The sequence below is a fragment of the Cyanobium sp. Lug-B genome (assembly GCF_024345635.1).
GTDB classification, from domain to species: domain Bacteria; phylum Cyanobacteriota; class Cyanobacteriia; order PCC-6307; family Cyanobiaceae; genus Cyanobium; species Cyanobium minutissimum.
Window position 1 is genome coordinate 1 of sequence record NZ_JAGQBM010000044.1, and the last position, 26,253, is coordinate 26,253.

The following is a 26,253-nucleotide window of genomic DNA, read 5'->3' on the forward strand; positions in this document are numbered from 1 at the left end:
TGGCGCAGCGGTCCGACCGGCACCCAGGGGTCGTCGCCGGCATGGAGCAGCAGGGTGGGGGGCAGGGGCCGGCCCGCGACCAGGGGCGCCAGGGGGCTGGCGGCGTCGTAGTAGGCGGCCACCGAGGCGAAACCCCAGCGCGGGGCGGTGATGGCCGCATCGAAGGCCCGGATGGTGCGGGCCCGACCGGGCCCCGCCAGCGCCCGGCGTTCGGGCTCCTGCAGCCCGCCCGGATCGGCCAGGGTCTGCTCCCGCAGGCGCTGCATCAGCCAGCGCTGGTACACCCGGTTGCGGCGGCGCTCGAACTGGACGGCGCAGACATGGAGCTCGAGCGGGCTGCTGACGCAGACCAGGCCATCGAATCCCAGACCGGCCAGGCTGCCGTTGAGCAGCACCGTGCCCCCCAGGGAGATGCCGGCGCCGAACAGGGGCCGGTCGGCGGCCAGCTGCCGGGCCAGCGCCACGGCGGGACGCAGATCCTCGCTGCAGCAGGCGCAGTAGGTGCCCTGGGCGAGGGGCCGGCCCCGGCCGGCCCCCCGCAGGTTGAGCCGCAGCACGGCGAAGCCCTCGGCCACCAGGGCCAGGGCCAGCCGGCGCGGGCCGGGGCCGTCACTGGATCCCCCCAGCCCGTGCAGCACGAGCACCAGGGCGACAGGGGCACGATCGGCGGGGCGATCCAGCAGCCCCAGCAGCTGCCCGCCATCCGCCAGGGGGATGGTCAGCGGTTCGGCCCGGTCGGGGGGGAAGCGCAGGGGACGCAGGGTGTCCCGCAGGGTCTGCAGATCCCCCCCGATCCAGGGGGAGCGCTGGCGGAAGGGGGTCAGGCCGAGGTGGTCGGGGAGCTGGGACACGACCGGGCCCCCAACGTCAGGCCGCCACCTTCACCTTGCCGACGCCCATCGCCCGCAGCTCGCTGAGCAGGCCGTTGAGCACCGCCTTGGCATCCCCGAACACCATGGCGGTCTGGGGCATCTCGAACAGGGCGTTGTTGATGCCGGCGTAGCCGGCGCCCAGGCTGCGCTTGACCACGAACACCTGGCGGGCCTGGTCCACCTCCAGCACCGGCATGCCGTAGAGGGGGCTGGTGGGGTCGTTCTTGGCCTGGGGATTCACCACGTCGTTGGCCCCCAGCACGATCACCACGTCGGTGCGCGGGAACTCGGGGTTGACCAGGTCCATCTCCAGCAGCTGCTCGTAGGGCACGTCGGCTTCGGCCAGCAGCACGTTCATGTGGCCGGGCATGCGTCCCGCCACCGGATGGATGGCGTAGCTCACCTCCACCCCATGGCTCTCGAGCAGCTTGGCCAGCTCCCGCAGGGAATGCTGGGCCTGGGCCACGGCCAGGCCGTAGCCCGGCACGAACACCACCCGCTCGGCCTGCTCGAGCGCCATGGCGCATTCCTCAGCGCTGCAGCTGGTGATGCGGGTGTAGCCCGCCTCGCTGCCGCCGCCGCCCACGGCGCCGGCGCTGGCGCCGAGGGCACCGCCGAAGAGCACCGACACCAGGGAGCGGTTCATGGCGGTGCACATCACCTGGGTGAGGATCAGGCCCGCCGCGCCCACCATGGCGCCGGCCACGATCAACAGCTGGCTGCCCACCACGAAGCCCGCCGCCGCCGCCGCCACCCCGGAATAGGAGTTGAGCAGGGAGATGACCACCGGCATGTCGGCCCCGCCGATCGGCAGGGTGACACCGATGCCCAGCAGGGTGGAGCCCCCGATCAGCAGCCACAGGGGCAGGCCGCCGGGATCGCCGGGCAGCAGCAGGGCCGACACCAGGCAGAGCACCGCCAGGGAGATGTTGACGCCATGGCGCAGGCGGCTCTGGGTCCAGCCGGGGGTGTCCAGCCAGCCCTGGAGCTTGGCCATGGCCACGATCGAGCCGCTGAAGGTGATGGCGCCGACGAACACCGACACGGCGATCGACACCAGGGCGACGATGTCGGCATCGCCGGTATCGAAGACGGCCACGCCCATGGCCACCAGCAGGGAGGCCATGCCACCGCAGCCGTTGAACAGGGCCACCGTTTCCGGCATGGCGGTCATCGGCACCCGTCGGGCGGTGACCAGACCGGCCAGACCACCGGCGGCACTGCCGGCGGCGATCCACAGCCAGGCGATCGGATCGGGCCGGATCTGAATCAGCAGGCCGACCACGGCCAGGCCCATGGCCAGGGCGGCCAGGCCATTGGCCCCGCGGGCCGAGCTCACCTTGGAGAGGCCCTTGATGCCGAGGGCGAGCAGGAGAACGGCCGCCAGGTCGATGCCGGCGGCGAAAGCATCCATGGAGAAAGTCATCGGCTGTCGCCCTTGCGGCGGAACATGGCGAGCATGCGATCGGTGACGAGGAAGCCGCCGATCACGTTGTAGAGGGCGAAGCCCAGGGAGAGGGCTCCGATCACCAGCAGGGCCGTGTTGTCGCCGGCCTGCTGGATGAGGGTGAGGGAGGCCAGCACGGTGATGCCGCTGATGGCGTTGGCCCCAGACATCAGCGGGGTGTGCAGGGTGGGGGGCACCTTGCCGATCAGTTCCAGGCCCAGCAGGCTGCCCAGCAGGAGCACCCAGAGGGACTGCGTCAGAAGGCTCATGAACGGGCTCCGATGGGGGACAGGCCGGCGGGCTCGACGATGTCGTCCCGGCGGCAGGCGCCGGCATGGGTGAGCAGACAGCCGTCGAGGATCGGATCCTCCGGATCCAGCCGGAAGCCGTCCTCGCCCAGCACATGCTCGATGAGGGCGGCAATGTTGCGCGCGTAGAGGGCGCTGGCGTGGTTGGGCACGGTGCTGGGCAGGGCATCGGCCCCGATCAGCAGCACGCCCCGGCGCTCCACCGTGGCGCCGGGGATCGTGCCGAAGCAGTTGCCCCCCTGGGCCACGGCCAGATCGACGACCACGGCGCCGGGCCGCATGCCGTCGAGCATGGCCTCGCTGATCAGGCGGGGCGCCGGCCGGCCGGGCACCAGGGCGGTGCAGATGACCATGTCGGCCAGGGCCAGCTGGTCGGCCAGCTGCTGGCGCTGGGCCGCCAGGAAGGCCTCGCTGGCCTGGCGGGCGTAGCCCCCCACCTCGGCGGGGGCCTCCTCGAGTTGCGGCGGGTCGATGAAGCGGCCGCCGAGGGACTCCACCTGCTCCTTCACCGCCGGCCGCACGTCCGAGACGTAGACCACGCCCCCCAGGCGGCGGGCGGTGGCCAGGGCCTGCAGACCGGCGACACCGGCCCCCAGGATCAGCACCCGGGAGGGCTGGATCGTGCCCGCCGCCGTCATCAGCATCGGCACGTAGCGATCGAGGGCCGCCGCCGCCAGCAGCACCGCCTTGTAGCCGGCGATGTTGGCCTGGGAGGAGAGCACATCCATCGACTGGGCCCGGGTGATCCGCGGCAGCAGCTCAAGGGCGATGGCGGAGGCACGCCGGTCGTTGAGGCTCTGGACCAGATCCGTGGCGCCGTAGGGGGCCAGCAGCCCCACCAGGAGGGCACCGGCCTGCAGGCGAGCCAGGGCCTCCGGCCGCGGCGGCTGGACGCACAGCACGGCATCGGCCGTCTCCCAGTCCCTGGCCTCCCCGTCCCACAGCTCGGCACCCACGGCGGCGTAGTCGGCGTCCAGGAAGCCGGCCGCCTGGCCCGCCCCCCGCTCCACCTGCAGGGTCGCCCCCTTGGCCACCAGCCGCCTGACCGTCTCGGGGGTCGCAGCAACCCTCCGCTCACCGGGAGCCGTCTCCCGGGGAATCAGCAATTTGACCAACGCGAGGCCACGCACACTTCTTCCGCGATAGACAGGCCCGCCGGTGACGGCAAGCAACCGGGTCCCAATGTGCGGACACCCCCACCGGACCCTGCGACGGTCGGCGGCAGGCCCTGGACCGGACCAGCAGAATCGCCCCATGGCGCCACCGTCCTTCGATCTGGGTCTGCGCCGTCAGGCCGGGGCCCTCGACCCCTCCCCCTCTCCCTCGACCTCCCCCTCGGCCTCCCCGGCCGGGCCGGAACCGCGGGCCTGGCAGCGGCGCCTGATCCAGCTGCTGCGGGCCCGCCTGGTGGCGGCGAGCCCCGGCGGCCAGGACGTGCTCCTCCACGCCGGGCCCGGCGCCGGCAAGACCCTGGGGGCCCTGCTGGCCTTCCGGCAGCTGCAGCGGGAAGGGCGGCTGGAGCGGTTCGTGGTCTTCTGCCACCGCAGCGCCATCGGCCGCCAGTGGGTCCAGGCCGCCGCCCGCCTCGGCCTGGACCTGCGGGACTGGGACGCCCCGGGGGGAGCCCCACCGCCCACCGCCGGCCAGGGCCTGCTGCTGAGCTACCAGGGGGCGGCCCTGCACCGCCATCGCCTGGAGGGGGCGCTGGGTCGCCTGCTGGAGGGCCGGCCCTGGCTGGCGATCGCCGACGAGGTGCACCACCTGGGCCTCGATCCCCTGGAGCCGGAGGCCACGGCCTGGGGCCACGCCTTCAGCAGCCTCAGCGGCGGCGCGCGGCTGCGGCTGGGGCTGACCGGCACCCCCTTCCGCGCCGACAACCTGGGCTTCTGCGCCGCCCGCCGGATCCGGATGCACGACCAGGACGGGCCCGCCGAGCGGATCATCCCGGACCTCTGCGTCGAGCCCCGGGCCCTGATCGCCGCCGGCGACGTGCGGCCCCTGGAGTTCCGCTTCCAGGACGGCTGGGTGGAACACGGTCGCCCGGAGGACGGCCACGAACGCGAGACCTCCCCCCTGTCGGCGGAGCAGCGGGAGAGCTGGCGGGCCCGCAACCTGCGTCGGGCCATCCGGCCCGGGGATCGGGGCGGGATCGCCCTGCGGCTGCTGCTCCAGGCCCGCCGCCGCCTGGAGCGGGTGCGGCTGGAGCACCCGGGGGCCGGCGGGCTGGTGGTGGCCCGCGACATCGGCCACGCCGGCACCATCGCCGACCTGCTGGCCCAGGAGGGGGACCGGGTGCACCTGGTCCACTCCCAGGATCCGGAGGCGGCCCAGCACCTGGCGGCGTTCCAGGCCGGGGAGGCCGACTGGCTGGTGAGCATCGACATGTGCGCCGAAGGCTTCGACGCCCCACGGCTGCGGGTGGTGGCCTACCTCACCACCGTGGTCACCCGCAGCCGCTTCGTGCAGGCCATCACCAGGGCCGTACGCATGGACGGGGATCGCTCCGGTCAGGAATCCATCCCACGGCGGCCCTCCTATGTGTTCGCACCGGCCGATCCCCTGCTGATCAGCTACGCCCGGGGCTGGACGGTGAGCGAGCCCTACGTGATCCGCCCACGCCCCCCGGCGCTGGCCAGCGCCGGGGGCAGCGCGCCGGGCAGCGACGAGCGCCTGCCGCTGCAGGCCCTGGCGGATGATGCCGGGCGCATGATCAGCGTCAGCGGTCCCGTGCTGCCGAACATCCGGCGCCGATCAGCCTGACGCCGCGGATCGGCTTCCATTTGGCTTCGATTCGCCTGTTGCAGCCCGATTTCCTGCAACGATGTGACAACCAACACCGTCGTTGCGCCCACGAGCCGCCAACGTGGGCACCACAGGACATCCACCGAGATCAACCCGATGGACAGGCCACGAGACGACGCCAGCGATCACGACGGTTCTGATACCCCCCTCGATGCGGCCGTGCATCGCCGTCTGACCGTCGCCGTCTGCTGGGCCCTGGCCCGGCGTGCCGCCCTCGACGGCCGCGAACTCTTCGAGGACAGCTACGCCATCAACGAGGAGTTCCGAGAATGGCTCCTCACCCTCGAGGATCATCCCGAGCTGCTGCAGGCCAACGTGCTGATGGTGCCAAGGGACCTGCACCTCGGCCGCCGTCCGGAAACGGACGGACTGCTGGAAATCTGAGGGTTGTGGAGATCTGAAATCTCCAGAACCCTGATCTTCTCTGATCTCTGGAGTCTCCAGAGCTGATCCACCCAGCCGGGCTCAGCGGCGCCGGGGACCGCCCGGACGGTTGCCGCCGGGCCGGGGGCCGGTGGCGCCGGCGTTGCGTTCCCGGTAGGTGATACGCCCGCGGGTCAGGTCGTAGGGGCTGATCTCGACCAGCACCTTGTCACCGGCCAGAAGCTTGATCCGGAACTTGGTGAGCTTGCCCGCCGCCCGGCAGAGGCACTGGTGACCGGCAGGCTGCTCGAGGGTGACGAGGTAGAACCCGTTGCCCTGCTCCTTTTCGATCACACCGGACGTTTCGATCATGCGGGACGGCTGGCCTGTGGAGAACAACAGACCACCAGCTTAGGCGTCTACCGCGCCCCACCCCAGCGCCCGCCCCCCGCAGGCCGTCCCGGAGCGATAGGGTCAGCCCGCCTGTCGCTCCCGGCTCCCCATGATCCTTCCCCCCATCGCGATGGATCTGGGCCTGCTGCTGATTTCGATCGGCGTGGTCAACCTCTGGCGGGCGCGGGAAAGCTCCTGACGGCAGGGGGCGGTGGGCACCACCCTGCTCTTCCACAAGCCCTACGGGGTGCTCAGCCAGTTCCGGCCCGAACCCGGCAGCGCCTGGGGCACCCTGGCGGATCACATCGATGTTCCCGACGTCTACGCCGCCGGCCGGCTGGATGCGGACAGCGAAGGGCTGCTGCTGCTCACCGACGATGGCCGTCTCCAGGCCAGGCTCACCGATCCGGCCCGGGGTCACTGGCGCCGCTACCTGGTGCAGGTGGAGGGCAGCCTCACCGAGGCGGCCCTCGACGGCCTCCGCCGGGGGGTGATGGTGAAGGGACGCCGCACCCTGCCGGCCCGGGCCAGGGCGGTGGAGGACCCCGGACTGCCGGAGCGGGATCCGCCGATCCGGCACCGGCTGCGGGTGCCGACGGCGTGGCTGGAGGTGGAGCTGCGGGAAGGGCGCAACCGGCAGGTGCGGCGCATGACCGCGGCGGTGGGCCTGCCCACCCTGCGCCTGGTGCGGACGGCGATCGACCTGATGGATGGGGGCCCGCCCCTGGACCTGGCCGGGCTGGAGCCGGGGATCTGGCGGGACGTCAGTCCCGTGGAGCGGGAGCGGCTGGGAGCGCTGCTCAGACCGTCAGGGCGTCCTTCAGCTCCCTGACGGTCTGCAGCTGGCCGTAGTAGTAGTTGGCCCGGGCGCGACGGTCGGGATCCTCGAGGCTGTCGAAGGCATCGAAGCCCAGGGAAGCCCAGAGCTCGTGGCCGCAGGCACGGGTGAGCTCGGCGATCGCCTCTTCCTCCAGGTTGGCCAGACGCCGCTGCAGGTTCTTGATCTGGGAAATCGCCATGGCCGCCGCCAAACGCTGCAATAGTACACACGAACTGGCGGGCCGGGTGCTCAGAAGGGCAGCTTCTTCTTGGCTTCCTTGTCGAGGTCCGACTCCATCTCCCGCAGGCGCCGCAGGATCGTGTCGTAGTACTCCTTGAGGTAGTCCTCCAGACGGGTGGTCTCGGCTTCTTCAAGGCCGAAGGCGGCGTAGCTGGCCTCCATCGGCGCCGTGAGGGCCTCGCCGCCCCCCACCACCTCCGCGAAGGCGAGGCGCTCGGCCACGTTCAGGCTGGCTTCAAAGAAGCTGGTGATCGCCTGCATCAGCCGCAGCAGCACCGGCGGCACCCGGAACACCCGGGCCTCACGGCCGCTGTAGCGCTCGCAGAGCTGGGTGATCTCCCCGGTGGTCCAGGCCCGGGGACCGACGACGGGGAAGGCCTGCCGGACCGTCTCCGGCCGCTCCAGGGCGGCCACGGCAAAGCGCGCCACATCCTGGGTGTTCATGTAGGCGATCGGGGTCGGGGCTCCGCTCACCCAGACGGTCTGGCTCTCCAGCACGGGAATGGCGAACTGGCTGATCAGGCCCTGCATGAAGGCGACGCAGCGCAGGATCGTGTAGTCGAGGTCGGAGGCCTCGAGCCAGTCCTCCGTGCAGGCCTTGATGTCCATCAGCGGCACGCTGCGGTGGCGGGCCGCATCCAGCAGCGAGATGAACACCAGGCGGCGGAGCCCGGCCCGGCCGCAGGCCGCGAACAGGTTCTGCTTGCCGGCCCAGTCGATGTCGTAGGCGCTGCCGCCATCGGTGGCCCGGGCCGTGGCGGCATCGATCACCGCCTCCTGGCCCTCGAGGGCGTAGTCGAGGCTGTCTGGCTCCAGCAGGTCACCGCGGGTGAGGTCGCAGCCCCACTCCTGCAGGAAGGCCGCCTTGCGGGGTGATCGCACCATGCATCGCACGACATGGCCCGCATCGAGGGCGCGACGGGCGATCTGGCGACCGAGGGTTCCTGTTCCGCCGATGACAAGAACCTTCATGGACCCCAGCAAAGGAAGCGGGCTGAGCCTAGTGGTGCGTCCGGCGCCGGCGCGATCCGGGCGTTTCAGTCGTTCAGAAGCTTGAGCAGCAGCGCGCCGCCCGCCAGGCCGACGGGGATCAGCACCCAGAAGATGGCGGCGGTGCCGAAGATTTCAGAGGCCATGGCCCGGACAGGGGGGAACGGGGTACCTATCTAGCAGCCGTCGCGGCCGCCAGTCCCTTGGCCGTCGCCACGATCACGGGCCAGGGGGCCTCGCTGCGCAGCTGGCCGGCCATCACGCCGCTGGCGGCGGCGGCGAACCCCTGGGCCGTCAGGGCCGCCACCAGGTCCGCCAGCGGCGGGGGCCCCTGGCCCAGATGGCGGGCGATGGCGTCCACGGGCCAGCAGCGGGGGGTGGCGGCCGGATCGGCCCGGAGCCGCTCCAGCAGCCGCCGGCCCGGGCGGTCGAGATGGGCGCCGCCGACCTCGGCCTCCTGGAGCATGGTCGTGAGCGTGGCGGGATCCTGGAGGGGGCCGATCCAGAGGGGCCCGCTCACCGCCAGGGGCGGGCCCTCAGCGGAGATCGCGGGGCAGCCGCAGGGCCGCCACCGCCCCAGCCGTCCCAGGCTCTGCACCTGCTGGTCCCCGCAGCCGTGGCAGTGGGCCACCAGGCCCAGATGCCCCTCCTCGCCGGGGGCGGGATGGCGCTCCAGCCGCACGGCGGTGCGGAAGGCCCGGCCTTCACTGAAGCTCAGCAGGGGGGTGAGGCCCCGGCCCATCGCCCAGGCGGTCCGGGCCAGCAGCCCCAGCTGCAGACGCAGGGCGATCTCCCAGCTGGCGGGGTGGGCCCGGGCGGCGGCCCCGAAACGGCGCAGCGCCGCCCGGCGGTCGTGACCCGTAGACGAGCGTCCATCGGTGCTGGCCAGGTAGAGCACCCCGCCGAAGGCCACCGCCTCCAGGGCCAGGGGCACCAGGGCGGCGGGACAGCCGAAGGCGTCCAGATCCACCAGCTCGAAGCGGCGGCCCTCGACCAGGCAGCCCGCCAGCAGCTGCTGGGCCGTGGCCGTGCCCAGCTGCCGCTCCACCCCCGCCGGCAGCCGGGCGAGGTTCCGCTCCAGCAGCGGCAGCCGGTCGGGGTCGGCGTCGTTGGCCCACACCGCCGTGGCCCCGCCCTCCAGCCCGTAGCGGAGGGCCCGGATGCCGCAGCCCGCCATCCCGTCGAGCACCCGCACGGGCCCGCCCGCCGCCATGGCGGCCAGGCTCCGGACCAGCAGCACGCCGACGTCCCTGGCGGGCCGGGAGGCGGGCCGGAAGAAGCCGTCACCGGTCTCCAGCACGGCCGCCCCTTCGCAATAGTGATCAGGTCCGCTCACGTCCGGATCCTTGCCCCAGCCATCGGTGTCGTCCGCCGACCCCCAGCCTGCCTCCGGGGAGATCCCCTCGCCGGAGGGGGCCGACTGGGGGGAGCACGCCGTCTGGCACTGGATCGGCCACGGCTGCCACTGGCGCCGCCTCGGGAACACCGACCGGCCGGCCGTGGTGCTGCTGCACGGCTTCGGGGCCGGCAGCGGCCACTGGCGCCGCAACGCCGGTGCCCTGGCGGCGGCGGGCTGGTGCGTCTACGGGCTCGACCTGATCGGCTTCGGCGCCTCCAGCCAGCCGGGGACCCATCCCCATCAGGCCCTCGACAACCGTCTCTGGGCCCGCCAGGTGCGGGCGTTCCTGGGAGAGGTGGTGGGCGGGCCGGCGGTGCTGGTGGGCCATTCCCTCGGCGGCCTTGTGGCCCTCACCTGCAGCGTGTTCTTCCCCACCTGGGTGCGGGCCGTGGTGGCGGCACCCCTCCCCGACCCCAGCCTGCTGATGGCCCAGCGGCGTCCACCCCGCCGCCGGCCCTGGCGGCGGCGGCTGAAGCGGGGTGGGATCCGGCTGCTGCTGCGGCTGCTGCCCCTGGAACTGTTGGTGCCCCTGCTGGCCCATTCCCCCCTGCTCGACCTGGGCATCCAGTCGGCCTACCGCCACCCGGTGATCGGTGACCAGGAGCTGCGCCGGGTGATCGCCCGCCCCGCCCGCCGCCCTGGCGCGGTGCGCGCCCTGCGGGCGATGAGCATCGGCATGGCCCTGCGGCCGTACCGGGCCACGGCCGTCTCGCTGCTGCAGCGGCCGGGGCGGCCCACCCTGCTGGTCTGGGGGGGCCAGGACCGGCTGGTGCCGGTGGAGGTGGCCCGGCAGTGCCTCGGGCTGCGCAGCGACCTCGTCCTGCATGTGATCGCCCGGTGCGGCCACTGCCCCCACGACGAGACCCCCGCCGCCTTCCACGACGCCGTGCTCCCCTGGCTGGAGCGCCTGGGGGCGGGATGACGGCACGGCCCACCCCGGCGCGTAGTTTTGGGAGGACCATCCCGGTCGCCGTTCCGGTCCCCCGCCGCACCCCGCTCCCGACCCCGACATGAAGCACACCCTCTCGGTGCTGGTGGAAGACGAATCGGGGGCCCTCAGCCGCATCTCCGGTCTGTTCGCCCGGCGCGGCTTCAACATCGAGAGCCTGGCGGTGGGGCCGGCCGAGCACCGCGGCATGTCCCGCCTCACCATGGTGGTGGAAGGGGACGACCGCACCCTGGAGCAGATGACCAAGCAGCTCAACAAGCTGATCAACGTGCTCGGCGTCATCGATCTCTCCACCATTCCCGCCGTGGAGCGCGAACTGATGCTGCTGAAGGTGGCGGCACCGGCGGAGAACCGGGGCGCCATCTTCGATCTGGTGCAGGTGTTCCGGGCCAAGGTGGTGGACGTGGCCGACGACGCCCTCACCCTCGAGGTGGTGGGCGACCCGGGCAAGCTGGTGGCCCTGGAACGCCTGCTCGAGAACTACGGGATCCTGGAGATCGCCCGCACGGGCAAGGTGGCGCTGGAGCGGGCCTCGGGGGTGAACACCGAACTGCTCAAGGCCACCGTTTCCGACAAGAGGGTTCCGGCCTGAGGCCAGGCCGGTTGCGGCCGGAGCGGCCTCAGGGCTTCGTGCTCTGCACCAGTGTGCCGCCCTCGATCACCCGGGCCCGGATCAGCTTGTCCCCCTGCTGGATCCGGTCGATCACGTCCATCCCCTTGCTGACCCGGCCGAACACGGCGTAGCGGCCGTCCAGCTCGGGCAACGCCTGCAGGGCCACATAGAACTGGGCACTGGCCGAATTGGGATCGTTCGAGCGGGCCATGGCCACGGCGCCGCGCTCGTGGCTGAGGGCCAGCTGGCGGGTGGCGGTCGGAGAGGTGATCTGTTCCCCGTAGCGGGGTTCCTGGTCGCCCTCGAGCTTGAGCTCCAGGGGAATGCGCCGGGATTCGCCACTGGCCGGATCGACGAAGCCGCCCGAGCCGTAGTCGCTGGCGGGCACCTTGGGATCGGCGCTGCTGGGGTCACCGCCCTGGACCACGAACGGGACCGGTTCCCGCACCACCCGGTGGAAGACCGTGCCGTTGTAGACGCCCCGGCGGACGAGATCGACGAAGTTGCCGGCCGTGAGCGGCGCCGCCGCCCCATCGAGGGTCAGCTCCACCGGCCCCTTGCTGGTCTCCATCGCCACCACGGCCGTGCCCTTGAGGCAGGGGGTGGTGGCCGCCTCGCAGCCCATGGGTCGGTTGCCGCTGTCGGCGGCGCAGGCCGACAGGCCGAGGGGCGTCAGGCCGAGCAGCACCAGCAGCAGCAGGCGCCAGCCGAGGCCGGCGGCTTTCGTGGCGGTTCCCATCGTCAGAGACCCTCCAGGGGGACGCCCAGGAAACGGGCCAGGCGCGCTCCGGCCAGCTCCAGATCCGCCAGGGGCATGGGCTCGCCCACCCGGGTCAGGGGCATGTCCCGCCGGCCCTGCACCCGCAGGGCCAGGCGTCGCTGGGGGCTGAGGCCGTCGCGCACCTCCACCTTGACCGCCTGGATCTCCCGCAGGGGGATCACCACCTCGATCAGCTTTCGGAAGCCTCGGCGGCTGATGCGGGCCTCGCCGGCCTTCCGATCGAAACGGTTGAGGCCAGAGCCCACATCGATGCTGATCACCAGCCACAGATAAGTGGCCAGCAACAGGGCCGCCACCCCGTAGAGCCCCATGACCAGCCCCTGGGGCACCCAGACCAGGGCGGCGGGGTGGCCGATGGGCAGCAGGTCGCGGCCGAACCGGCTGGAGGCGCTGGTGAGCACGAAGCCGATCCCACCGATGCTCACGGCCGCGGCCACCAGCAGGTTGGAGAGACGCCGGGAGCCGAGCACCGGCTGCTCCAGCACCTGCTCGTCGGCCGAAGGGGAAGCGACGCCGGGCGAAGCCATGCGGGAAGAGGGGGCGATGGGCCGCCATCCTGCCGCGAAGCGTGCCGGAGGCGTCAGTTTCAGCCCATGTCACCCGGCGCGCCGGGCCGATCAACGTTGTTACCATCCCCCGGTAACCCACAGCCCTGCGGGTCTTCCGCACCGCTTTCACCCATGACGATCGCCCTGGGGCGCGCCCCTGCCACCCGTGGATGGTTCGACGTCCTCGACGACTGGCTCAAGCGCGACCGCTTCGTTTTCGTGGGGTGGTCCGGTCTGCTGCTGTTCCCCACGGCCTATCTGGCCCTGGGCGGCTGGCTCACCGGCACCACCTTCGCCACCTCCTGGTACACCCACGGCATTGCCAGCAGCTACCTGGAGGGCTGCAACTTCCTCACCGCCGCCGTCAGCACCCCGGCGGATGCCATGGGGCACAGCCTCCTGCTGCTCTGGGGCCCGGAAGCCCAGGGTGACTTCGTCCGCTGGATCCAGCTCGGCGGCCTCTGGCCCTTCGTGGCCCTGCACGGCGCCTTCGCGCTGATCGGCTTCATGCTGCGCCAGTTCGAGATCGCCCGTCTCGTCGGCATCCGTCCCTACAACGCCATCGCCTTCTCCGGCCCGATCGCGGTGTTCGTCAGTGTCTTCCTGATGTACCCCCTGGGTCAGAGCAGCTGGTTCTTCGCCCCCTCCTTCGGGGTGGCGGCGATCTTCCGCTTCCTGCTGTTCCTGCAGGGTTTCCACAACTGGACCCTGAACCCGTTCCACATGATGGGCGTGGCCGGCATCCTCGGCGGTGCCCTGCTGTGCGCCATCCACGGCGCCACGGTGGAGAACACCCTGTTCGAGGACAGCGACCAGGCCAACACCTTCAAGGCGTTCGAGCCCACCCAGGAAGAGGAGACCTACTCGATGGTCACCGCCAACCGCTTCTGGAGCCAGATCTTCGGGATCGCCTTCTCCAACAAGCGCTGGCTGCACTTCTTCATGCTGTTCGTGCCGGTGATGGGTCTGTGGACCAGCAGCATCGGCATCATCGGCCTGGCCCTCAACCTGCGGGCCTACGACTTCGTGAGCCAGGAGATCCGCGCAGCGGAGGATCCTGAATTCGAGACGTTCTACACCAAGAACATCCTGCTCAACGAAGGTCTGCGTGCCTGGATGGCGCCTGCCGACCAACCGCACGAAAACTTCATCTTCCCTGAAGAGGTTCTGCCCCGTGGAAACGCCCTTTAATTCCGGTCTCATCTCGGTCGGGGGCAAGGACCTCGACTCCACCGGCTATGCCTGGTGGGCGGGCAATGCCCGGCTGATCAATCTCTCCGGCCGTCTTCTGGGCGCCCACGTGGCCCACGCGGGCCTGATGGTCTTCTGGGCCGGCGCCATGATGCTGTTCGAGGTGAGCCACTTCACCTTCGACAAGCCCATGTACGAACAGGGCCTGATCCTGTTCCCCCACGTCGCCACCCTCGGCTACGGCGTGGGCCCCGGCGGTGAGGTCACCGACCTCTATCCGTTCTTCGTGGTCGGTGTGCTGCACCTGATCAGCTCCGCCGTGCTCGGCCTCGGCGGCCTGTACCACGCCCTGCGTGGTCCGGAGATCCTGGAGAACTACTCCGCGTTCTTCTCCCAGGACTGGCGCGACAAGAACCAGATGACCAACATCATCGGTTACCACCTCATCCTTCTCGGTGTGGGTGCCCTGCTGCTGGTGTTCAAGGCGATGTTCTTCGGCGGCGTCTACGACACCTGGGCTCCCGGTGGCGGTGATGTTCGCCTGATCAGCAACCCCACCCTCAGCCCCGGGGTCATCTTCGGTTACCTCACCCGCGCCCCCTTCGGTGGCGAGGGCTGGATCATCGGTGTCGACTCCATGGAGGACATCATCGGTGGCCACATCTGGATCGGTCTGATCTGCATCTTCGGTGGTATCTGGCACGTCATCACCAAGCCCTTCGGCTGGGTGCGTCGCGCCTTCATCTGGAACGGTGAGGCCTACCTGAGCTACAGCCTGGGCGCCCTGAGCTTCATGAGCTTCATCGCCTCGGCCTACATCTGGTTCAACAACACCGCCTATCCCTCGGAGTTCTACGGCCCCACCAACGCCGAAGCCTCCCAGGCCCAGAGCTTCACCTTCCTGGTGCGTGACCAGCGCATGGGCGCCAACATCGGTTCCGCCATGGGCCCCACCGGCCTCGGCAAATACCTGATGCGCTCCCCCACCGGTGAGATCATCTTCGGTGGTGAAACCATGCGTTTCTGGGACTTCCGCGGTCCCTGGCTGGAGCCCCTGCGCGGCCCCAACGGTCTGAGCCTCGACAAGCTCCAGAACGACATCCAGCCCTGGCAGGTGCGTCGGGCCGCCGAATACATGACCCACGCCCCCAACGCTTCCCTCAACTCCGTGGGCGGCATCATCACCGAGCCCAACTCGGTGAACTTCGTCAACATCCGCCAGTGGCTGGCCTCCACGCAGTTCGTGCTGGCCTTCTTCTTCCTGGTCGGTCACCTGTGGCATGCGGGCCGGGCCCGCGCCGCCGCCGCCGGTTTCGAGAAGGGCATCGACCGTCAGGCCGAACCCACCCTGGCAATGCCTGACCTCGACTAAGCGACGGCGTTTTCATTCTTATCACCACGCCATGCCCTCTCTAACGAGAGGGCATTTTCTTTATCATTTCATGGCGACGCCAAGAGAGTTGATCGAACATTCACCCTCCAGATAATGCTGCAGGGAAATCTCCGGCTACCGGCATACAGTGATGTCACTTATCAACGTCATCGCCTTGGCGAAGCATCCTGAACATGATTGTCATCCTTCTTGCAACTTACCCGAAGTGCGGAAATTCCGCCCTATCGTTCCCGCTCGTTCTTGCTGGCCAGCTTGCCGATTCCTCCTACACTGGATACGATAATCTCTACAAAGCTCGACTGGCCCACCTGAGAGACAACGCTCTCCCCTTTAAGGCGATTCCAGGTCAAGAAACAACAATCATAAAAACTCACAATATTTTCAAGCAACCATCGGACTTAATCACACCCCAAGGCGAGGTCAGCAAAGTCATCAGGATCATCCGCAATCCCTTTGACTGCCTGCTTAGCGCGCTTAACTTTCTGCGACTCGAAGCCAAGAATTCCAATAACCTTGCCAAAATCAAGCCTACCATTGACACCCTATTCCCGCATTGCAAAATCATCAGACGATGGACGAGTCCAAAGAGATTCGCCAAGATCTTTACCCTTGACAACCTAGCCAAGGAAAATCTCCTGGACATGGCTTTGCAGAGTTTCAGCCAAAGTGGCCTTACCCTTCCCTTCTATTACTCAGTTTGTGGTGGATGGATCTCCAATTTCGAATCATGGTCGGCCGCGAGTGTGCCAACTCTCAGCCTTAGATACGAAGACCTGACACCTTCCCCTTCGGCCGAAACCATCCATAGCATAGCTGAATTTGTCAAGACCGATAGAGAGCTTCTCGCAAAAGCCTTCGAATACCAACTAGAGAACGTCAACCAGCAGAAGAGCTCAGGAAGTTTATTTTTCAACAAGGCCAGCAAAGATTACTATCTTAACTACTTTACGGCCAAAGCCGTAAACCAATTTATTGACTACAACCAAATCGCCATTCAACGCCTAGGCTACGAGGAGTTGATTACCCATATCAGAGGATTAGACTAGATGTATTCCGATGACATAGAAGAAAGTGTCCGTCATGCAGCCTTCCTTCGCTAGGGGGTTTGGTCGTCATGACTGATCACCCTCCTCAATCCATGAACATGGCCGGGCACCAGCCAGGCAGGCGGACGGCGGACTCTCGTGCTGACAGCCACGTCGATGGGGTCTCAGCTGCCTACCATCACCAAGATGGTAAACTCCAAATTAAACGAAATCGGGTATGGGTAACCACACAATAGTTTCCTTTCATTTTCCTCACAAAACCGGATCGATGTTTGGGTATGAAATACTACGAAAGCTTTCGTTGTCATTGAAAGCGCCGCTGTTTTCACAAAATAACGAACCCAAAAACCATCAAGGTCTCCTGAGGGGATTATCCGACGAATCCTCCAGCCTTTTACTACGAGGACCCGTTAGGGACTTCGCGTTGACAGACGAAGACTCTCTTTATTCCGCCAACCTATCAAACGAGACTCCAATCCCATTACTAACGACTGCAGATTATTTTGCCGTTTGCCAGATTCGTGACCCGCTTGACCTCATCGTTTCCCAATACTTTTCCCACGGCTGGATTCATGGCCTCGACCCTTCAATCGATGCCGCTATTCGCAACGATATTCAGGCAGGAACCCTTAGTGTCTACGACTATGCTTTGATGGAATTTCGTGGCGAAAGCGGCTTTGGCGAAGTCTCCATACTGCAAAAATATCGGAATCTAAAAAGGTTTAGCGATGCACTTGGGGAGCAATGCCTGATCCTGAAGTATGAAGACATGGTTCTCAACTACAAGAAATGGTCTCGGCAGATTTCCGCCTTTCTGAAACCCTTCAGATCCGTGCAGAACGTTCTTGACGAGCTAAAGCCCAGTTACAAAGAATTCAGGCGTTCTGCAAGTTTGCTCCGTTTCTGGAGCAAACAAAAGTTCTGGGACAATCCCTTGGACTATGCAGCGAAAGAGATGAAGCACCAGCACATTCGCTCACCACTACCCGGAGATCATCTAAGTTTTTTGACCCCAAACGAAATCACTTCACTTCGGACGCTTGTAGAGGAAGCCCAAGAAAGTCAACGGGCATGACAGCATCATGATGCCGTCCTCGCTCGCGCAATCCATCGCCATCTTGTGAGATGGCGATCTTGTGAACTATCACCTGCGTCCGCAGGCTGGTTGTTGCTTGGTCGCTACTGACCCAGTCAGGGGGGTGCGCCCACAATCCTCTGGCCCAAGACCGTGTGGCTTCTCGATCGCCACAGTCGGTTGGTCGAGCCGCCCACCTGAGATGGGGTGAGCGTCCACCGGATCGTCGTGGCGTGGGATGCACCAACCAACAGCCTCAAGATCACCTTGAAGCTGACTCAACCGTCCTGAGCCAGCGCCGCAGCAGCGGCAGGCTGAGCCCGATCACGTTGCTGACACAACCCTCGAGCTGTTCCACCACCAGGCCGCCGCGGCCCTCGAGGGCAAAGCCTCCGGCACAGGCCAGGGGCTCCCCACTGGCCACATAGGCCTCGATCTCCCCTTGACTGAGTGAGGCGAAGTGGACCCGGGTGGTCACCACCGCCTGCTGGGGGCCGGCGCTGCCCCCAGGCCCGGGGCGCTGCACCAGGGCATGGCCCGTGTGCAGATCGCCCCAGCCCCCGGCCATGCGCCGCCAGCGGGCCAACGCCTCGGCGGCATCCCGCGGTTTGCCCCACACCTCCCCCTGCACCACCAGGAGGGAATCGCAGCCCAGCACCCCCATGGACGGCCACAGGGCCACGGAGCCCAGGGTGCAGGCCACGGCCTGCGCTTTGGCGAGGGCCAGCCGTTGCACGAGCCGCTGCGGATCCGGCTCCTGGAGGGCCTCCTCATCCACGCCGCTCACCTGGGTCCGATGGGGGATGCCGGCCTGCTCGAGCAGGCGGCGGCGGGCCGGGGAAGCGGAAGCCAGAAGCAGCAAGGGGGGTCTCCAGCGGGGTCTCCAGCCTGCCCGTCGATTGGGGAGAATGGGGCGATGGCACAGGCCGACACCGAGTCCCGTTCGCTGGCGCGGGCCGCCCTCTCCCTCCGCTGCCTGCCCTTCCGCCGCCGCTTCTACGAGACGGTGGGGGAACAGCCCCTGAGCAGCACGGAACTGGCCGGCCGCACCGAAGTCCCTGCCCCATTCACCTTCCTTCCCCTCAGCAGCGACCGGACCGAGGACCATTTCCTCTGGCTGATCCGGCTGGGGGTGCTGCGGCGGGAAGTGGACGGCCAGGGGCTCACCGAGCGGGTGCGGCTGACGCCGATGGGCCGGCAGGTGCTGCGGCGCTGGACGGGGGAGATCCCCCGGGCGGGCCGGCGGGAGCGGATTCTGGAGGCGCTGCGCCGCCACCGCCCCCGCCTTTGAACCGCCCCCACCCCGCCTCTCCGCGGCCGCTGATGGTGCTGGGCACCAGCAGCGGCGCCGGCAAGTCCCTGATGACCGCCGCCCTCTGCCGGGTGCTGCGGCGCCGGGGGGAGCAGCCCCTGCCCTTCAAGGGGCAGAACATGAGCCTCAACGCCTGGGTCGACCCGCAGGGCGGGGAAATGGCCTACTCCCAGGCGCTGCAGGCCTGGGCCGCGGGCCTGGAGCCGCGGGTGGCGATGAACCCGGTGCTGCTCAAGCCCCGGGGCGACAGCACCAGTGAGGTGATCCATCTGGGGCGCTCGGTGGGCACCGCCCGGGCGGAGCACTACTACCGCGACTGGTTCCTGCCCGGCTGGGCGGCGATCCGGACGGGCCTGGCGGAACTGCAGGCGGCCCACCCCGGCGGCCGGCTGGTGCTGGAGGGGGCCGGCAGTCCGGTGGAGGTGAATCTGCAGGCCAGGGATCTCACCAACCTGCGGCTGGCCCAGTACCTGCGGGCCCGCTGCCTGCTGGTGGCGGACATCGAGCGGGGCGGTGTCTTCGCCCAGATCGTCGGCACCCTGGCGTTGCTGCGGCCCGTGGAGCGGCCCCTGATCGGCGGGCTGCTGATCAATCGCTTCCGCGGCCGCCGATCCCTGTTCGATGCCGGCCGCGACTGGCTGGAGCAGCAGACCGGGGTGCCGGTGCTGGGGGTGATGCCCTGGCTCGATGAGCTGTTCCCCCCCGAGGACTCGCTCGACCTGCTCGAGCGGGGCAGCCGCAAGCCCCGCGCCGAGCTCGATCTGGTGGTGGTGCGCCTGCCCTCCCTGAGCAACTTCTCCGACCTCGACCCGCTTGAGGCGGAGCCCAGCGTGCGGCTGCGCTGGCAGCGGCCGGGAGAGCCCCTGGAGCAGCCCGATGCCGTGATCCTGCCGGGCAGCAAGCAGACCCTGCGGGACCTGGCGGCGCTGCGCAGCAGCGGGATGGCGGAGCAGCTGCGGGCCTACGTGGCCCGGGGGGGCCAGGTGTTCGCCCTCTGCGGTGGGCTGCAGATGCTGGGCCAGGAGCTGGACGACCCCGAGGGCCTCGAAGGGGGCCAGCCCGGCGAGCAGGCGAGCGGACTGGGCCTGCTGCCGCTGCGCACCGTCTTCCAGGGCGACAAGGCGCTGCGGCAACGGCAGAGCCGGGCCCTCTGGCCCCCCGGCCCGGGCGACCTCCCCCTGCTGGAGGGCTTCGAACTCCACCATGGCCGCAGCGAGCGGACCGACCCGGCGGGCTGTGCGCCCCTGGCGCAGGACGGCGAACTGGGCTGGTGGGCGGAGTCCGGCGGCCAGGGGGGCCTGGTGGCCGGCACCTACCTGCACGGCATCTTCGAGAACGGCCCCTGGCGGCGCCGCTGGCTCAACCAACTGCGGCGGCGGCGCCAGCTGCCGCCCCTGGAGGAGAACCAGCCCCACCACGGCCGCCAGCGGGACGCCCTGCTCGATCGCCTGGCCGACGCCTTCGAGGCCCACATCGACCTGGCGCCCCTGCTGGCCCCGGATCCTCCCCTGCGGACGCCGGCAGCCTGAACCGTGGGCACCCCCTAGATTTCCGCCAACGCGACCCTCCCCCCATCGCCATCCCCCGCCCCGCCATCACCATCGCCTGGCCGGACGGACGCACCACGACGGCCATCCCCGGCCAGGACTGGCTGGAGGCCGCCCGCCAGGCGGCGGTGATAATCCCCACCGGCTGCCTGGGGGGCAGCTGCGGCGCCTGCGAAATCGAGGTCAACGGACGGGTGGTGCGGGCCTGTGTGGCCACCGTGCCCTCCAGTCCGAGCGGCCGGCTGACGGTCAGCCTGGCCAGCGACCCCCACTGGTAGGTCGTGTGAGTTTCCCCCCTCGGTTCTCCATCCTCTCGATCGATTTCCAGGATCTCGATGTGATCTGGAACGTGCGGCTCTTCTATCGGGCCGTGGGTTTCCGATTCGTCCGCGGCGGGGTCGATCCGGATCTGGACCTGCTGGTCATCCTGCGGGGAGACCCGGGCCTCGCCCACCGGGAGCACCGGGGGATCGTGCATGTGTACGACTACGTCAAGGAGCTCCAGGTGGACTGGCCGGCGCGCTTTCCCCTGGCCCGCGAGATCAGGCTGATCTCCCTGTTCCGACCGGATCCAGTGCCTGAGGGGCTGCGCTGGGTGCCGGGGTACCTGCCGGTGGTCCCCGAGTTCTGGCAGCGGAGCCCCTTCCGCAAACGGGCCGGCCGGCCGCTGCACATCGCCAATTTCAAGCCGATGGGCGACGACCCCTACCAGCAGGATCTGGCCCGGCTGGCGCGCCGGGGGCTGGTGGAGGTGTTCGGCGGCCGCTGGGACAGGCTCGGGCTCGCCACCCACGGCCTCAGCTATCTGGAGGCGAATCGGCGGCTGGCGGGCGCCTGGTGCTGCTACGGCCTGATGTATCCCTACCAGCGGGGCACCACCCTCTCCGGCCGCATGTGGCAGGCCCCCCTGCATGGCTGTCTGGTGATCAGCGAACAGGGCACCAACCCCCTGGGAGTGCCCGGGGTTCTCGAAGTGGAACGGTTCACCCCGGAAACGCTGCTGAGCGTGGGCTCGATCCGGGAGTGCTGGCAGATCAGGCAGCAGGCCACCCGCCACTGGCGCGAGGCCACCGAGCGGCTGGCCCAGCAGCTGGACCTGCCGGCCTACCGTGGTCCCACGGCCTCCCAGCTGGCCGACTGCAGGCGGGAGCGGCTGGCCCAGCACCTGCGGCTGGTCTTGGGCCGGCGCCTGGGGCGGGCGGGACAGTGGCTGGCGCCGCCGCCGGTCAGCTGCTGGTGGCGGCGGCGGCAGCGGACGCTGCAGGGACTGGGGCGATGGCTGCAGGGGGGCTCCGGCCGGGCCCGAGGGACCACGAACCGCTGAGAGGCCCCATCAGCCAGCCCGCTGTGGCCTCATCGTCGAATCAAAACCACGGGCCTTCGATGTCAGCGGGAAGGCTCTTCAATGTCAGCGGGCAGGGGCTACGATGCAACGACGCATGACGTTTTTGTAGGAATCTAGATGGCGCTGCCAACAGTCCTGAAGCGTGCCGTTCCCAAGAACGTGCAATCGGCTGTCAAGCGTTTTCTGTGGCCTGAATACTCCCCTGTACCTCCAGGTCAGAAGGTCATTGAATTCTGGGTGGATGTGGTGAGTGGCTGCAATCTCCGCTGCACGGCCTGTCCGGTCGGCATGCCCGAATTCACCAACAGCATCGGCCAGAAGCTGACGGAAATGCCGATCGAGCTGTTCGAGAAGATCTGCCTGAAGGCCAAGGCCGACACGAACGGCAACTGCCGTTTCGGCCTGTACAACTGGACGGAGCCCACGCTCCATTCCAAGCTCCACGAACTGATTGCCTGCGCCGAGAGCCATGGCGTCCCCTGCGGCATCTCCTCCAACCTCAATTACGACTACGACTGGTCCCTGCTCAAGCCCCTGCGCCTCTGGAATTTCACGATCACGGTGTCGGGCTTCACCCAGCGCACCTACCAGATCAACCACAAGGGCGGCCGGATCGAACCGGTGCTCGCCAACCTGATCCGCATCTCCGAAACCCTCGGCGACTGGGAATGCTTCCAGAACATCGACGTGCGCTATCTGGTGCACAAGCAGAACCTGCATGAGGTGCATCTGTTCAAGCACTTCTGCGACAAGCTGGGGATGAAATTCAGCCCCTACCACGCCTATTACATGCCCATCGACAAGATGTTCGACGGGCTGGAAACGATCCCCCCGGAACTCGAATACATCTATTACAGCCCCCAGCTGGTGCAGCAGGCCATCGGCAATCACCGGTCCCAGAACTGCTTCATGCGCGAATCCCAGGTGTGCCTCGACCACGAGGGGAACTTCTCGGTCTGCTGCGTGCAGTCCCCATCCGCCCCTTCAATCGCCAACTACCTGGACACCCCCTACCAGGTGATGCAGGCGAAGCGCTACGGCAGCGAACTCTGCAAGAAGTGCACCAGCAGCGGCATCAACATCTTCGCCACCTATGGCATGCAGGAGCCCCCGGAGATCCAGCAGTCGATCGAAAACCTTCTGCCCGTCGACCTGAAGGATTTTCGCTGATCTGTGACCTCCCAGGAATCAGACTCGCCCACCTACGATTATCTGATCGTCGGCTGCGGCCTGTTCGGCGCCACCTTTGCCCGACTGGCCACCGATGCTGGCAAGCGCTGCCTGATGGTCGACCGCCGCTCCCACATCGGTGGCAATTGCTATACGGAGAAGCTGGAAGGCATCAACGTTCACCGCTACGGTGCCCACATCTTTCACACCAGCAACAAGACCGTCTGGGCTTTCGTCAACAGGTTTGCGGAATTCAATAGCTACATCAACTCCCCCAAGGCGATCTCCGGAGACAAGCTATACTCCCTCCCCTTCAACATGAATACCTTCTACGAGCTCTGGCAGACCCGGACGCCCGCAGAAGCCCGGCAGAAGATCGCCTCCCAGCGCTTCAGCGGCGAACCCACCAACCTAGAAGAGCAGGCCCTGTCCCTGGTGGGGAAGGATATCTACGAAACCCTGATCCGCTACTACACCCGCAAACAGTGGGGCAAGCATCCCCGTGAGCTGCCTGCCTTCATCATCAAGCGGCTGCCGTTGCGCTTCACCTACGACAACAACTATTTTTCCGACCGCTACCAGGGGATCCCGATCGGGGGTTACACAGCCCTGTTTGAGGCCATGCTGGAGGGCATTGAGGTCCGCCTCAACGTCGATTACTTCACGCAGCGCACCCCGCTGGAGCGGCTGGCCCACAAGGTGGTCTACACCGGCTGCATCGACCAGTACTTCGACTACGCGCTGGGGCGGCTGGAGTACCGCTCCCTGGAGTTCGACAACGCCGTGGTGGAGACCGACAACGTCCAGGGCAATGCGGTGATCAACTACTGCGACATGCGCGAGCCCTTCACCCGCATCATCGAGCACAAGCACTTCGAAGGCTCCAGCTCCCCCGTCACCGTGATCACCCGGGAGTACCCCCGCCCCTGCAGCGGCGACGCCATTCCCTACTACCCGGTCAACGATCCCCGCAACCAGGAGCTCTATCGCCGCTATCACGACCTCTCCCAGGGAACGGAGAACGTGATCTTCGGCGGCCGTCTCTCCGAATACAAGTACATGGACATGCACGTGGTGATCGAATCGGCGATGAACCGGTTCCGCAGCGAGAGCCGTCAGGCGTCGGCCTGAATCAGCCCGCCTCCGAGGAGCACCTCGCCGCTGTAGACCACCGCCGCCTGCCCCGGAGCCACCGAGAACTGGGGCTCGGCGAAGTCGAGCCGGGCCCGGTGGGGCCGTCCGGCGGCATGGTCGGCGGCCGTCTCGGGCAGGGGCGTCAGCAGGGCCCGCTCCGGCAGGCTCCGGTAGCGCACCTGCACCTCCACCTCGATAGGTGCGCTGGGCGGCGTGATCGACACCCAGTTGATGGCGCCTACCAGACAGGCCAGGCGGGTCGCCTCCCGCCGGGGCGCCACCACCACCCGGTTCATGGCCCCATCCAGCCGCACCACATGGAGGGGTTCGCTCCAGGCCACCCCCAGCCCCTTGCGCTGGCCGATGGTGAAGTGTTCGATGCCGTCGTGCTGGCCGAGCACCGTGCCGTCCGCCAGAACGATCTCACCCTGGCGGGGCGCCAGGTAGGCATCCAGGAACGCCCGCATCGACCCATGGTGATCCGCCAGACAGAGATCCTGGCTTTCGGGCTTGGCGGCGGTGCGCAGGCCGAGGCGTGCCGCCTCGGCCCGGGTGGCCTCCTTGGTGAGTTCACCGAGGGGGAAGACCAGCCGGCCCAGCACCGACTGGGGCAGGTCGTAGAGGAAGTAGCTCTGGTCCTTGTGGGCATCGAGGCCCCGCAGCAGCTGATGGCGGCCGTCCTGGGGGTCCCCCTGGCGCAGCCGGGCGTAGTGGCCCGTGGCGAGGCGGCCGATGCCGCGCTCCGCCTCGGCCCACTCCAGCATCGGGCCGAACTTCACCGCCCGGTTGCAGCGGGAGCAGGGCAGGGGGGTGAGGCCCTCGCCGTACCCCTCCACCAGAAAATCGACGATCTGCTCCTGGAAGCGGGCCCGGGAATCGACCACGTGGTGGGGAACCCCCAGCTGGTCGCAGATGCCGGCCGCATCCACCAGACCCTCGGCGCAGCAGGCGCCCTTGCCGCTCATCAGCCAGAGGGTGAGGCCCTCGACCTCCCAGCCGGCCGCCACCAGCAGGGCCGCGGTCAGGGAACTGTCGACGCCGCCGGAGAGGCCCACCGCCACGCGCCGTTCACCGGGCCAGTCGCCAAGCCGTCCCAGCACCTCCGCCACCTCGGGGCTGCCGGCGGGGGGGTGGGCGGTGGACTCAGGCGGAACGGAGACCGTGGCGGCGGTGGGGCTCAAGGATCCCGATGGATGGAACGAGCGGACGCCTCCATCATGGGAGAGCACCGCTCGGGCCGCTGTGAACCTCGGGCCGCTGCCCACCGCCTGGCCGCCGGCGGATGCCGATCACGTCCTGGTGAGCGGCGCGGCCATGGCCGCCATCGAGCAGGAGCTGTTCGCCAGCGGACTGCCGGTGGAGGCCCTGATGGAGAAGGCCGCCCTGGCGTTGAGCCGCCGCCTGGCGGAACGGCCGGGCCGGGACCGGCAGGACGGCCTGCTGGTGCTGGTGGGACCGGGCCACAACGGCGGCGATGGGCTGGTGGTGGCCCGGGAATGGCACCTGGCCGGAGGCCGGGTGCGGATCTGGTGCCCCTTCGAGCGCCGCCGGCCCCTCACCGAGGCCCACCTGCGCCATGCCCGCTGGCTCGGCATCCCCCTGCTGGAGGCCCCGCCCGACCCGGAGGATCCGGCCCTCTGGGTGGATGCCCTGTTCGGCATCGGCCAGCACCGCCCGGCCGGCCCGCTGATCGAAGCCCTGCTGGAGGAGCGGCAGCGAAGGCGGCCCGGCGCCCTGGTGGCGATCGATGTGCCCACCGGCCTGGACGCCGATGACGGTGTCCTGCTCGGTGGCGTGGCCGCCACGGCCGCCACCACTTACACCATCGGCCTGATCAAGCGGGGCCTGGTCCAGGACGCCGCCCTGCGCTGGGTGGGACGGCTGGAGCGCATCGACCTGGGGCTGCCGGCCGCTCTCCTGGTCCAGCCCGGTGGCGAGCCGCTGCTGGGCCTGGGGCCCGCCGACCCGTCCTCAGCCCCCTGGCCCGTGCCGGATCCGGCCGCCGGCAAATACGCCCGCGGCCGCCTGCTGGTCGTCGCCGGCAGCCGCCGCTTCCGGGGGGCCGCCCACCTGGCCCTGGCCGGCGCCACGGCCTCCGGGTGCGGCAGCCTCCGGGCCGCCCTCCCCCAGGAGATCACCCCCCACCTCTGGCAGATCCATCCCCATGTGGTGCTCGAGCCCGGCCTGGGGGCCACCCCGGCCGGGGGGCTGGCCCTGGCGGATCTGGGCGAGGGCTGGCTGGATCGTCTGGATGCCGTGCTGCTGGGGCCCGGTCTGGGGGGGATCGACCCCGCCGGCGGACCGCCAGCGGCGGCGATCGACGCCCAGGAACGGCAGCGCTGGCAGGACCTGGCCGACTTCGAGGGCCTGCTGGTGCTCGATGCCGATGGTCTCAATCGCCTGGCGGCCCTGGGCAGCGACTGGCTCCGGACGCGCCGGGGCCCCACCTGGATCACCCCCCACGCGGAGGAGTTCCGGAGGCTCTTCCCCGACCTGGCGCCGCTGCCCCGTCCGG

At 68.7% G+C, this 26,253-nt stretch carries 29 protein-coding genes; 16 read left to right on the forward strand and 13 right to left on the reverse strand.

Features of this window, described 5'->3' with window-relative positions; genetic code table 11:
- The 4 genes from KBY81_RS11195 to KBY81_RS11210 all read right to left on the reverse strand — a co-directional run.
- Positions 1-851: alpha/beta fold hydrolase (locus KBY81_RS11195; RefSeq protein ID WP_254976522.1), on the reverse strand; the 851-nt coding region annotated here is incomplete at its 3' end.
- 16 nt (positions 852-867) lie between these two features.
- Positions 868-2,286: an NAD(P)(+) transhydrogenase (Re/Si-specific) subunit beta gene (locus KBY81_RS11200; RefSeq protein ID WP_106222342.1), complete on the reverse strand. Its 1,419-nt coding sequence runs from the start codon at positions 2,284-2,286 to the stop codon at positions 868-870.
- A gap of 8 nt (positions 2,287-2,294) precedes the next feature.
- Positions 2,295-2,588, reverse strand: coding sequence for an NAD(P) transhydrogenase subunit alpha (locus KBY81_RS11205; protein WP_015108787.1), 294 nt, complete (start codon positions 2,586-2,588; stop codon positions 2,295-2,297).
- Entirely contained in the window at positions 2,585-3,742 is a 1,158-nt protein-coding gene (locus tag KBY81_RS11210) for an NAD(P) transhydrogenase subunit alpha (RefSeq protein ID WP_219904394.1), read from the reverse strand. The genes KBY81_RS11205 and KBY81_RS11210 overlap by 4 nt, the downstream gene beginning before the upstream one ends.
- Before the next feature lie 139 nt (positions 3,743-3,881).
- Between KBY81_RS11210 and KBY81_RS11215 the strand changes: the two genes are divergently transcribed.
- A complete protein-coding gene (locus KBY81_RS11215; protein WP_254976523.1) occupies positions 3,882-5,387 on the forward strand; it encodes a DEAD/DEAH box helicase in 1,506 nt (501 codons plus the stop codon).
- A 138-nt stretch (positions 5,388-5,525) separates the two neighbouring features.
- On the forward strand, positions 5,526-5,813 hold the full coding sequence (locus KBY81_RS11220) for a hypothetical protein (RefSeq protein ID WP_106222336.1): 288 nt from the start codon (positions 5,526-5,528) through the stop codon (positions 5,811-5,813).
- 81 nt (positions 5,814-5,894) lie between these two features.
- On the opposite strand, the gene infA is transcribed toward KBY81_RS11220, so the two are convergent.
- A complete protein-coding gene (gene infA, locus KBY81_RS11225; protein ID WP_015108791.1) occupies positions 5,895-6,164 on the reverse strand; it encodes a translation initiation factor IF-1 in 270 nt (89 codons plus the stop codon).
- A gap of 232 nt (positions 6,165-6,396) precedes the next feature.
- On the opposite strand from infA, the gene KBY81_RS11230 reads away from it, so the two are divergent.
- A complete protein-coding gene (locus KBY81_RS11230) occupies positions 6,397-7,017 on the forward strand; it encodes a pseudouridine synthase (RefSeq protein ID WP_106222334.1) in 621 nt (206 codons plus the stop codon).
- Here the strand turns inward: KBY81_RS11230 and KBY81_RS11235 are convergent.
- The 4 genes from KBY81_RS11235 to KBY81_RS11250 all read right to left on the reverse strand — a co-directional run bounded on the left by KBY81_RS11235 (position 6,986) and on the right by KBY81_RS11250 (position 9,571).
- Positions 6,986-7,204, reverse strand: a complete 219-nt coding sequence (locus KBY81_RS11235; protein ID WP_015108794.1) for a hypothetical protein — start codon at positions 7,202-7,204, stop codon at positions 6,986-6,988. The two genes, KBY81_RS11230 and KBY81_RS11235, sit on opposite strands and share 32 nt — an antisense overlap.
- A 50-nt stretch (positions 7,205-7,254) precedes the next feature.
- Positions 7,255-8,217, reverse strand: a complete 963-nt coding sequence (locus KBY81_RS11240) for an NAD(P)H-binding protein (RefSeq protein ID WP_106222332.1) — start codon at positions 8,215-8,217, stop codon at positions 7,255-7,257.
- Between the two features lie 65 nt (positions 8,218-8,282).
- Entirely contained in the window at positions 8,283-8,381 is a 99-nt protein-coding gene (gene petM, locus KBY81_RS11245) for a cytochrome b6-f complex subunit PetM (protein WP_015108796.1), read from the reverse strand.
- A gap of 26 nt (positions 8,382-8,407) precedes the next feature.
- Positions 8,408-9,571, reverse strand: coding sequence for a N2,N2-dimethylguanosine tRNA methyltransferase (locus KBY81_RS11250; protein ID WP_254976524.1), 1,164 nt, complete (start codon positions 9,569-9,571; stop codon positions 8,408-8,410).
- Positions 9,572-9,596: 25 nt separating this feature from the next.
- Between KBY81_RS11250 and KBY81_RS11255 the strand changes: the two genes are divergently transcribed.
- The gene (locus KBY81_RS11255; protein ID WP_254976533.1) at positions 9,597-10,556 is read left to right on the forward strand and encodes an alpha/beta fold hydrolase; all 960 of its coding nucleotides are present in this window, start codon (positions 9,597-9,599) and stop codon (positions 10,554-10,556) included.
- Between the two features lie 88 nt (positions 10,557-10,644).
- Entirely contained in the window at positions 10,645-11,175 is a 531-nt protein-coding gene (gene ilvN, locus KBY81_RS11260; RefSeq protein WP_015108799.1) for an acetolactate synthase small subunit, read from the forward strand.
- Positions 11,176-11,203: 28 nt separating this feature from the next.
- Here ilvN and KBY81_RS11265 read toward each other — a convergent pair whose 3' ends face one another.
- Together KBY81_RS11265 and KBY81_RS11270 are read right to left on the reverse strand one after the other, a co-directional pair.
- Positions 11,204-11,935 carry a peptidylprolyl isomerase gene (locus KBY81_RS11265; RefSeq protein ID WP_254973636.1) on the reverse strand — a complete coding sequence of 244 codons (732 nt, stop codon included), beginning with the start codon at positions 11,933-11,935 and terminating at the stop codon, positions 11,204-11,206.
- A 2-nt stretch (positions 11,936-11,937) separates the two neighbouring features.
- The gene (locus KBY81_RS11270) at positions 11,938-12,504 is read right to left on the reverse strand and encodes a photosystem I assembly protein Ycf4 (RefSeq protein ID WP_106222324.1); all 567 of its coding nucleotides are present in this window, start codon (positions 12,502-12,504) and stop codon (positions 11,938-11,940) included.
- A gap of 153 nt (positions 12,505-12,657) precedes the next feature.
- On the opposite strand from KBY81_RS11270, the gene psbD reads away from it, so the two are divergent.
- The 4 genes from psbD to KBY81_RS11290 all read left to right on the forward strand — a co-directional run bounded on the left by psbD (position 12,658) and on the right by KBY81_RS11290 (position 17,230).
- On the forward strand, positions 12,658-13,716 hold the full coding sequence (gene psbD, locus KBY81_RS11275) for a photosystem II D2 protein (photosystem q(a) protein) (RefSeq protein ID WP_015108802.1): 1,059 nt from the start codon (positions 12,658-12,660) through the stop codon (positions 13,714-13,716).
- The gene (gene psbC, locus KBY81_RS11280; RefSeq protein ID WP_015108803.1) at positions 13,700-15,088 is read left to right on the forward strand and encodes a photosystem II reaction center protein CP43; all 1,389 of its coding nucleotides are present in this window, start codon (positions 13,700-13,702) and stop codon (positions 15,086-15,088) included. The genes psbD and psbC overlap by 17 nt, the downstream gene beginning before the upstream one ends.
- Positions 15,089-15,282: 194 nt before the next feature.
- The gene (locus KBY81_RS11285; protein WP_254976525.1) at positions 15,283-16,155 is read left to right on the forward strand and encodes a sulfotransferase domain-containing protein; all 873 of its coding nucleotides are present in this window, start codon (positions 15,283-15,285) and stop codon (positions 16,153-16,155) included.
- Positions 16,156-16,579: 424 nt separating this feature from the next.
- Entirely contained in the window at positions 16,580-17,230 is a 651-nt protein-coding gene (locus KBY81_RS11290) for a sulfotransferase domain-containing protein (protein WP_254976526.1), read from the forward strand.
- Between the two features lie 262 nt (positions 17,231-17,492).
- Here KBY81_RS11290 and KBY81_RS11295 read toward each other — a convergent pair whose 3' ends face one another.
- Positions 17,493-18,092, reverse strand: coding sequence for a nucleoside triphosphate pyrophosphatase (locus tag KBY81_RS11295; protein ID WP_254976527.1), 600 nt, complete (start codon positions 18,090-18,092; stop codon positions 17,493-17,495).
- A gap of 54 nt (positions 18,093-18,146) precedes the next feature.
- On the opposite strand from KBY81_RS11295, the gene KBY81_RS11300 reads away from it, so the two are divergent.
- From KBY81_RS11300 to glf, 6 genes are all read left to right on the forward strand, one after another.
- Complete coding sequence (locus KBY81_RS11300) at positions 18,147-18,521, forward strand: Npun_F0494 family protein (RefSeq protein ID WP_254976528.1); 375 nt, start codon at positions 18,147-18,149, stop codon at positions 18,519-18,521.
- A 32-nt stretch (positions 18,522-18,553) separates the two neighbouring features.
- The gene (locus KBY81_RS11305) at positions 18,554-20,071 is read left to right on the forward strand and encodes a cobyric acid synthase (protein WP_254976529.1); all 1,518 of its coding nucleotides are present in this window, start codon (positions 18,554-18,556) and stop codon (positions 20,069-20,071) included.
- Between the two features lie 71 nt (positions 20,072-20,142).
- On the forward strand, positions 20,143-20,367 hold the full coding sequence (locus KBY81_RS11310) for a 2Fe-2S iron-sulfur cluster-binding protein (RefSeq protein ID WP_396103678.1): 225 nt from the start codon (positions 20,143-20,145) through the stop codon (positions 20,365-20,367).
- A gap of 5 nt (positions 20,368-20,372) precedes the next feature.
- Positions 20,373-21,413 (forward strand): hypothetical protein, encoded by a 1,041-nt coding sequence (locus KBY81_RS11315; protein ID WP_254976530.1) that lies wholly within the window; start codon positions 20,373-20,375, stop codon positions 21,411-21,413.
- Positions 21,414-21,722: 309 nt separating this feature from the next.
- Entirely contained in the window at positions 21,723-22,604 is an 882-nt protein-coding gene (locus KBY81_RS11320) for a hypothetical protein (RefSeq protein ID WP_254973270.1), read from the forward strand.
- A 3-nt stretch (positions 22,605-22,607) separates the two neighbouring features.
- Complete coding sequence (gene glf / locus KBY81_RS11325; RefSeq protein ID WP_254976531.1) at positions 22,608-23,735, forward strand: UDP-galactopyranose mutase; 1,128 nt, start codon at positions 22,608-22,610, stop codon at positions 23,733-23,735.
- On the opposite strand, the gene mnmA is transcribed toward glf, so the two are convergent.
- Entirely contained in the window at positions 23,720-24,847 is a 1,128-nt protein-coding gene (gene mnmA, locus KBY81_RS11330; RefSeq protein WP_254976535.1) for a tRNA 2-thiouridine(34) synthase MnmA, read from the reverse strand. The genes glf and mnmA overlap by 16 nt on opposite strands.
- 133 nt (positions 24,848-24,980) lie before the next feature.
- Between mnmA and KBY81_RS11335 the strand changes: the two genes are divergently transcribed.
- The coding region (locus KBY81_RS11335; protein WP_254976532.1) for an NAD(P)H-hydrate epimerase at positions 24,981-26,253 on the forward strand (1,273 nt) is incomplete at its 3' end.

Excerpts from the sequence above, each read along its gene's own strand:
- KBY81_RS11300 (WP_254976528.1), top strand. The coding sequence starts at position 18,147 with ATGGCACAGGCCGACACCGAGTCCCGTTCGCTGGCGCGGGCCGCCCTC.
- infA (WP_015108791.1), bottom strand. The coding sequence starts at position 6,164 with ATGATCGAAACGTCCGGTGTGATCGAAAAGGAGCAGGGCAACGGGTTC.
- KBY81_RS11215 (WP_254976523.1), top strand. The coding sequence starts at position 3,882 with ATGGCGCCACCGTCCTTCGATCTGGGTCTGCGCCGTCAGGCCGGGGCC.
- KBY81_RS11320 (WP_254973270.1), top strand. The coding sequence starts at position 21,723 with ATGCCCGAATTCACCAACAGCATCGGCCAGAAGCTGACGGAAATGCCG.
- KBY81_RS11200 (WP_106222342.1), bottom strand. The coding sequence starts at position 2,286 with ATGGATGCTTTCGCCGCCGGCATCGACCTGGCGGCCGTTCTCCTGCTC.
- KBY81_RS11205 (WP_015108787.1), bottom strand. The coding sequence starts at position 2,588 with ATGAGCCTTCTGACGCAGTCCCTCTGGGTGCTCCTGCTGGGCAGCCTG.
- psbD (WP_015108802.1), top strand. The coding sequence starts at position 12,658 with ATGACGATCGCCCTGGGGCGCGCCCCTGCCACCCGTGGATGGTTCGAC.
- KBY81_RS11220 (WP_106222336.1), top strand. The coding sequence starts at position 5,526 with ATGGACAGGCCACGAGACGACGCCAGCGATCACGACGGTTCTGATACC.
- petM (WP_015108796.1), bottom strand. The coding sequence starts at position 8,381 with ATGGCCTCTGAAATCTTCGGCACCGCCGCCATCTTCTGGGTGCTGATC.
- KBY81_RS11240 (WP_106222332.1), bottom strand. The coding sequence starts at position 8,217 with ATGAAGGTTCTTGTCATCGGCGGAACAGGAACCCTCGGTCGCCAGATC.
- KBY81_RS11285 (WP_254976525.1), top strand. The coding sequence starts at position 15,283 with ATGATTGTCATCCTTCTTGCAACTTACCCGAAGTGCGGAAATTCCGCC.
- KBY81_RS11235 (WP_015108794.1), bottom strand. The coding sequence starts at position 7,204 with ATGGCGATTTCCCAGATCAAGAACCTGCAGCGGCGTCTGGCCAACCTG.
- ilvN (WP_015108799.1), top strand. The coding sequence starts at position 10,645 with ATGAAGCACACCCTCTCGGTGCTGGTGGAAGACGAATCGGGGGCCCTC.
- KBY81_RS11305 (WP_254976529.1), top strand. The coding sequence starts at position 18,554 with ATGGTGCTGGGCACCAGCAGCGGCGCCGGCAAGTCCCTGATGACCGCC.
- KBY81_RS11265 (WP_254973636.1), bottom strand. The coding sequence starts at position 11,935 with ATGGGAACCGCCACGAAAGCCGCCGGCCTCGGCTGGCGCCTGCTGCTG.
- KBY81_RS11270 (WP_106222324.1), bottom strand. The coding sequence starts at position 12,504 with ATGGCTTCGCCCGGCGTCGCTTCCCCTTCGGCCGACGAGCAGGTGCTG.